This window comes from Thermoanaerobaculia bacterium (assembly GCA_035717485.1).
GTDB lineage: Bacteria > Acidobacteriota > Thermoanaerobaculia > UBA5066 > DATFVB01 > DATFVB01.
The window spans coordinates 1-6,004 of sequence record DASTIQ010000256.1; the positions used below are offsets into that span (position 1 = coordinate 1).

Sequence of the window (6,004 nt, forward strand, 5' to 3'; positions counted from 1 at the left end):
TGCTCGGGAGTGCGCGCGCTGCGGGAAGTCGTTTTGCCGCCGATGCAAGCTTTCCGGCGCCGCGGCCCTCTACTGCGCCGACTGCGACCGGCTGCTCTCGAGCAAGGACGCGGGGGACATCGCCTCGCACGTCGCGCAGTCGGAGGAGGCCCGCCGCAACGTGCGCCAGCGGCAGCGCGAGGCCCGGTGGCTCTCGGTCGTCTTCCCGGGGGCGCGCCGGATGGCGGAGGGGAGCCCGATGACGGGCTTCGTCATCCTGTTCGGGTTCTTCTTCTTCGTGCTCGTCGCGCTCGTCGGCGGCCGCATCTATCCGGTGCGCTCGCTTCCGACCGCGACGTATTTCCCGGTTCGCGAGATCGCCGGGACCCTCCTCGCGTTCACGGTCTGGGTCGGCTCGAATCTCGGGGCCTTGAGGGGCTGACGACCGATGGCGCTCCGGGGCACCCTGCGCGACTTCTCGCTCGGAGAGATCCTCCAGCTGATCAGCTTCCAGCGGAAGACGGGAGTCCTGACCGTCGAAGGGGAGGAGGACACCGTCTCGGTTTCCTTTCTCGACGGGAAGGTGGTCGCGGCGGATTCGCTGAAACGCCGGTTCGAAAATCGTCTCGGAAATCTCCTCGTCCGCGCCGGAAAGCTGACGCCGGCGGTTCTCGCCGAGGTCCTCGAGGAGCAGAACCGGCTCGAGCAGCGGATCGGGTTCGTGCTGATCAATCGGGGGCTCGTCACCCCCGGCGACCTCCAGGCGGCCCTTCGGACCCAGATCCTGAACCTGATCTACCGGCTCTTCCGATGGAGCGACGGCCGCTACTACTTTTCGCAGGAGAAGTCGGTCGAGTACGAAGTCGACCACTTCACGCCCGTCGCCACCGAGAACATCCTCATGGAAGCGGCGCGGATGAGCGACGAGTGGCCGCTGATCCAGAGCCGCATTCCGTCGCTCGACATCGTCTTCCGGCGCGCGCCGGGCACCGAGAAGCTCGCCATCGTCTCCGACGAGGAGGGGGAGGCTCCGGGAACCCTGGCGGTGACTCCCGAAGAAGCGATCGTCTGGAAGCTGATCGACGGGAAGCGGTCCGTCACGGAGGTCACCGAGGCCACGTTCCTCTCCGACTTCGACGTCGTCAAGGCCCTCGACCAGATGCTCGGCCGCCGCCTGATCGTCGAGGCCGAGCGGCCGAGCGCCGCCGCCGTTCCCGCGGCCGCGCCGCCCCTCCCCCCGCCCCGCGAAGTGATTCCCGCCAACACTCCCGCGGCTCTCGTCCTCTGGGCATGCCTCGCGGCTCTCCTTCTCGTCGCGATCGTGTTCCTTCCGAGGAATTCCCTGAACCGGGTCCTCAGCGGCGCGAGGGGGAGCTATCTCGCGCCCGTGGAGAATTCGATTTCCGTCGCGTGGCTCCAGCGGCTCGACCGGGGGCTCGAGGTCTTCTATCTCAACGAGGGTTTCTACCCCGCGAACCTTTCGGAGCTCGAATCGGCCGCGGTGCTCGAGGGGGCGGCGCCGATCGAGGCCGGGACGGGCAGCTACCGTTACATCCTTCGGACCGGCGACAACAAGTACGACCTCTACGGGAAGACCCTCGACGGCAAGCTCAACCCCAGCCTGAGTTTGAGCCGGACTCTCGACCCGGTCGCCCGGGAAACGATGCTGACCGAGCGGCGAAAGAAGGCGGAAACGCGGAAGAAGCCGGTCCGGATCGACGTTGTGAATTGAGCATCGCGTACTGAGGTCCTGCCAGAATAGACTTGACATGGTAACACTCATGTCCTAGAATGGCCCTCCGAAAGGTAGAAGGAGGGCGCACTCTCATGGCCAAGATCATTGGAATCGACCTCGGCACCACGAACTCGGTGGTCGCCGTGATGGAAGGCGGCGATCCCGCCGTCATCGCCAACGCCGAAGGAAACCGAACGACCCCGTCCATCGTCTCGTTCTCGAAGACCGGCGAGCGGCTCGTCGGCCAGGTCGCCAAGCGCCAGGCCGTCACGAATCCCGCCAATACGATCTTCTCGATCAAGCGCTTCATGGGCCGGAAATTCTCCGAAGTCAGCGAAGAGATGAAGATGGTCCCCTACAAGGTCGAGAAGGCCGACAACGGGGACGTGCGGATCGACGCGGGCGGTAAGAAGTATTCGCCTCCCGAGATCTCCGCCATGATCCTGCAGAAGCTGAAGGAAGCGGCGGAGGCGCACCTCGGCGAGAAGGTCACTCGCGCCGTGATCACGGTGCCGGCGTATTTCAACGACTCGCAGCGGCAGGCGACGAAGGACGCGGGACAGATCGCGGGCCTGACCGTCGAGCGCCTCGTCAACGAGCCCACGGCGGCCGCGCTGGCCTACGGGCTCGACAAGAAGAAGGACGAGACGATCGCCGTTTACGACTTCGGCGGCGGAACGTTCGACATCTCGATCCTCGAGGTGGGCGAAGGCGTCGTCGAGGTCAAGTCGACCAACGGCGACACGCACCTCGGCGGCGATAACATCGATCAGAAGATCATCGACTGGATCCTCCAGGAGTTCAAGAAGGACCAGGGAATCGACCTCTCCCAGGACCCGATGGCGATGCAGCGGCTGAAAGAAGCGGCCGAGAAGGCGAAGATCGAGCTCTCGTCCACGATGGAGACGGACCTGAACCTGCCGTTCATCACGGCGGACGCGACCGGGCCGAAGCACCTGCAGATGCGCCTTTCCCGCTCGAAACTGGAGCAGCTCGTCGAGGAGCTCGTCCAGCGGAGCGTCGGTCCGTGCCGGCAGGCGCTCAAGGACGCGGGGCTCGAGCCGAAGGACATCGACGAAGTGGTCCTCGTCGGCGGGCAGACGCGCATGCCGCGCATCCAGCAGCTCGTCAAGGAGCTCTTCGGGAAGGAGCCGCACAAGGGCGTCAATCCGGACGAGGTCGTCGCCGTCGGCGCGGCGATCCAGGGAGGCGTGCTCGCGGGCGACGTGAAGGACGTGCTGCTCCTCGACGTGACGCCGCTCTCGCTCGGCATCGAGACGCTCGGCGGGGTGAGCACGAAACTCATCGAGCGCAACACGACGATCCCCACGCGCAAGAGCGAGACGTTCTCCACCGCGTCGGACAACCAGACGTCGGTCGAGATCAAGGTCCTCCAGGGAGAGCGGGAGATGGCCCGGGACAACAAGCTCCTCGGGGTCTTCCACCTGATCGGCATTCCGTCGGCGCCGCGCGGCGTTCCGCAGATCGAGGTGACCTTCGACATCGATGCGAACGGGATCCTGAACGTCTCCGCCAAGGACCTCGGGACGGGCAAGGAACAGAAGATCACGATCACGGCCTCTTCCGGCCTCGCCAAGGACGACATCGACAAGATGGTCAAGGACGCGCAATCGCACGCCGACGAGGACAAGCGCCGGCGCGAGGAGATCGAAACCCGGAACCACCTCGACTCGCTCGTGTACTCGACCGAGAAGACCCTCTCCGAGAACCGCGGGAAGCTCTCCGACGACGACGCGAAGAACCTCGACGACGAGATCGCGGCGGCGCGGGCGGCGCTCGAGTCGGGAGACGCGGATCGCATGAAACAGGCCCGCGGGAATCTCGAGAAGGCGTCGCACAAGCTCGCCGAGGCGATGTACAAGAGCGCGTCGCAGGCGCAGACGCCGCCTTCGGGATCGCCCGGCGGCGGCGGCGAGGAACGCCCTCGCCCGCAGGCTTCCGACGAAGACCAGGTGATCGACGCCGAATACGTCGACAGCGAAGGCGGCAAACGCTGACGTCGAACGGGGCCTTCGGGCCCCGTTCTTCTTTTCCGTTCGAGGAGCGATGACGACTTTTCGCTGGAACTCCATGCAGGAGCTGATCGCGATCCAGGAGAAGATGAACCGGTTGTTCGAGGAGGTCCTCTACCGCCGCGAATTTCCGGAGGGGGCGGACGAGCGCGCCGCGTCGCGGTGGGCCCCCGCCGCCGACGCCTTCGAAGGTCCGCGCGAATACGTCTTCCGCGTCGAGATCCCGGGCGTCTCCCTCTCCGACGTCAAGCTCGAAGTGGAAGGGGCCCGGCTCCGCCTTTCCGGTACCCGGCCCGAGGTGAATCCGGCGAGCCGGTTCCTTCGCATGGAGCGCGTCTACGGAGATTTCGACCGCGAATTCGAGATTCCGCACGACATCGACGCCGACCGGATTTCCGCGTCGCTCGCCAGCGGGATCCTCACGATCCGCGCCCCGAAGAAGGGGACGCGCGCGGCGAAGGAGTAGCGATGCGAAAAGACGGATCGGTACTGATCGGAGAGATCGCGCGCCGCTACTCGATCCACCCCCAGACTCTCCGGATGTACGAGCGGGAGGGGCTGATCCAGCCCGACCGCACGGAGGGCAACACCCGCCTGTACGGGACGGAGACGATCGAACGGCTCGAGATCATCCTGACGCTCACGCGCGACCTCGGCGTCAACCTCGCCGGGGTCGAGGTGATCCTGAACATGAAGGAGCGGCTGGAAAGCCTGCAGCAGCGGGCCGACCGGCTCGTCGATTTCCTCAAGAAAGAGGCGGCGCGCCACCGCCCCTCCGAGGAGCGGTACGCCCTCGTCAAGGTCCCGGGGGGCGCTCTCCGGAAGCCGTGACGCGATCGCGGGGCGAGGGGGGCAAGACCCTCACGCGTTACCTGGCCGACATCGCCCGTTTTCCCCTGCTCGATCCGGACGAGGAGCGCGAGCTCGGCAGGCGGATCCGCGCCGGGGACGCGGCGGCCCTGCGCTCGCTGGTCGAGGCGAACCTCCGCTTCGTCGTCTCGTACGCCTCGCGCTTCCGCGGGGCGGCGCTTCCCCTCCTCGACCTCGTGCACGAGGGCAATCTCGGGCTGATGGAAGCGGCGCGGCGCTACGATCCCGCGCAGGCGAACCGTTTCCTTTCCTACGCCGTCTTCTACGTGCGGGACGCGATCCTGACGGCGCTCCAGGGCCAGTCCGGAGCGATCCGGCTCCCGCGCCGTCCCGGGCAGCTCCTGGCGCACCTGTACGAAACCCTGCAGAAGCTCGAGGGAGAGCTCCGACGCGCTCCTTCGGAGAGCGAGATCGCCCGCGAATCGGGACTTTCTCCGGCGCAGGTCCGCTGGCTCCTCGCGCGTCTCGCGGGAGACGTCTCGCTCGACAGCGACGCCGGCCAGGAAGCCGTGCGCGCCGCCGCCGGCGGCGCGGTGCCGGCCGTGGAGGAGGCCGTCGTCCGGCATTCGACCCTCCGCGCGCTGAAGCAGGCGGTCCGGGCCCTCCCGCCGCGAGAGCGTCTCGTGCTCGTGCACCGCTACGGCCTCGACGGCCGGGAGCCGCGGACGCTCGCGACGCTCGCGGCGACGCTCCGGATCTCGGCCGAGCGGGTCCGGCAGATCGAGAACAAGGCGCTCGAAAAGCTCCGCTCCTCCGACTGGCGGGACGGCCGCCGGTCCCCCCGGAGCTAGTCGGCGCGGAGCGCCGTGCGCACCGTTCCCATCCTTCCGGTCGCCGTGTCGACCACGTTGACGACGAGCCGGTAGATCCCCTTCCGGAGCTTCAACGCGACGCGCGCGACGAGCGGCTTGCCGCCGTGCGCGTCGGCGGGCGCGAGCGTGAAAGTCTGCGTCGCGTGCGTGACGGGCGTCTGTTCGCCGTGCTCGTCGACCGCGGCGAAGTAGTAGGCGGCCCGGGCCGTGACGTGCCCGGCGTCCGGGAGGAACGTCAGCGCTTCGGCGGGCACCTCGATGTCGACGGTGACGAGCGCCTTTCCCGCCTCCGAGGAGGACGGGCCGACGCGGACGGCCGGTGCGAGATCCGCGTACGATGCCGCGGTGAGGAGGGTCGCCCGGACGCGATCCTCGATCCGCGCTTCGTCGTCCTCGGCCACGTAGGTCCGGCGCGCCCGGACGCGGAGCCCCGGCCGCGACACGGCGACCTCGACGCGGTGGGACACGGCCCCGGGGACGTTCCGGAGATTGACCCCGAGAGAGTAGTAGGTCGACACGTCGCGGAAGATCGTCGCCAGCGCGCCGGTGAGGTCGTTGTCGCGCAGGACCGCTTC

The 6,004-nt window shown here is 67.6% G+C and carries 7 protein-coding genes; 6 read left to right on the forward strand and 1 reads right to left on the reverse strand.

The features are described 5' to 3' along the window. The 6 genes from VFS34_13600 to VFS34_13625 all read left to right on the forward strand — a co-directional run. Positions 1 to 421, forward strand: a 421-nt coding sequence (locus tag VFS34_13600; protein HET9795482.1) for a hypothetical protein, incomplete at its 5' end; no start/stop codon positions are given. Between the two features lie 6 nt (positions 422 to 427). Further along, positions 428 to 1,711, forward strand: coding sequence for a DUF4388 domain-containing protein (locus VFS34_13605; protein ID HET9795483.1), 1,284 nt, complete (start codon positions 428 to 430; stop codon positions 1,709 to 1,711). A 95-nt stretch (positions 1,712 to 1,806) separates the two neighbouring features. After that, the gene (gene dnaK / locus VFS34_13610; GenBank protein ID HET9795484.1) at positions 1,807 to 3,732 is read left to right on the forward strand and encodes a molecular chaperone DnaK; all 1,926 of its coding nucleotides are present in this window, start codon (positions 1,807 to 1,809) and stop codon (positions 3,730 to 3,732) included. Between the two features lie 49 nt (positions 3,733 to 3,781). Beyond that, positions 3,782 to 4,213 (forward strand): Hsp20/alpha crystallin family protein, encoded by a 432-nt coding sequence (locus VFS34_13615; protein HET9795485.1) that lies wholly within the window; start codon positions 3,782 to 3,784, stop codon positions 4,211 to 4,213. Positions 4,214 to 4,215: 2 nt separating this feature from the next. Then, a complete protein-coding gene (locus tag VFS34_13620; protein HET9795486.1) occupies positions 4,216 to 4,578 on the forward strand; it encodes a MerR family transcriptional regulator in 363 nt (120 codons plus the stop codon). Further along, the gene (locus VFS34_13625) at positions 4,575 to 5,408 is read left to right on the forward strand and encodes an RNA polymerase sigma factor RpoD/SigA (GenBank protein HET9795487.1); all 834 of its coding nucleotides are present in this window, start codon (positions 4,575 to 4,577) and stop codon (positions 5,406 to 5,408) included. Before VFS34_13620 ends, VFS34_13625 begins: the two co-directional genes overlap by 4 nt. On the opposite strand, the gene VFS34_13630 is transcribed toward VFS34_13625, so the two are convergent. After that, a partial coding sequence (locus VFS34_13630; GenBank protein ID HET9795488.1) for a hypothetical protein occupies positions 5,405 to 6,004 on the reverse strand: 600 nt, incomplete at its 5' end. The genes VFS34_13625 and VFS34_13630 overlap by 4 nt on opposite strands.

Bases quoted from the DNA above. Each gene is read 5' to 3' on its own strand.
- VFS34_13605 (HET9795483.1), top strand. From the start codon at position 428: ATGGCGCTCCGGGGCACCCTGCGCGACTTCTCGCTCGGAGAGATCCTC.
- dnaK (HET9795484.1), top strand. From the start codon at position 1,807: ATGGCCAAGATCATTGGAATCGACCTCGGCACCACGAACTCGGTGGTC.
- VFS34_13615 (HET9795485.1), top strand. From the start codon at position 3,782: ATGACGACTTTTCGCTGGAACTCCATGCAGGAGCTGATCGCGATCCAG.
- VFS34_13620 (HET9795486.1), top strand. From the start codon at position 4,216: ATGCGAAAAGACGGATCGGTACTGATCGGAGAGATCGCGCGCCGCTAC.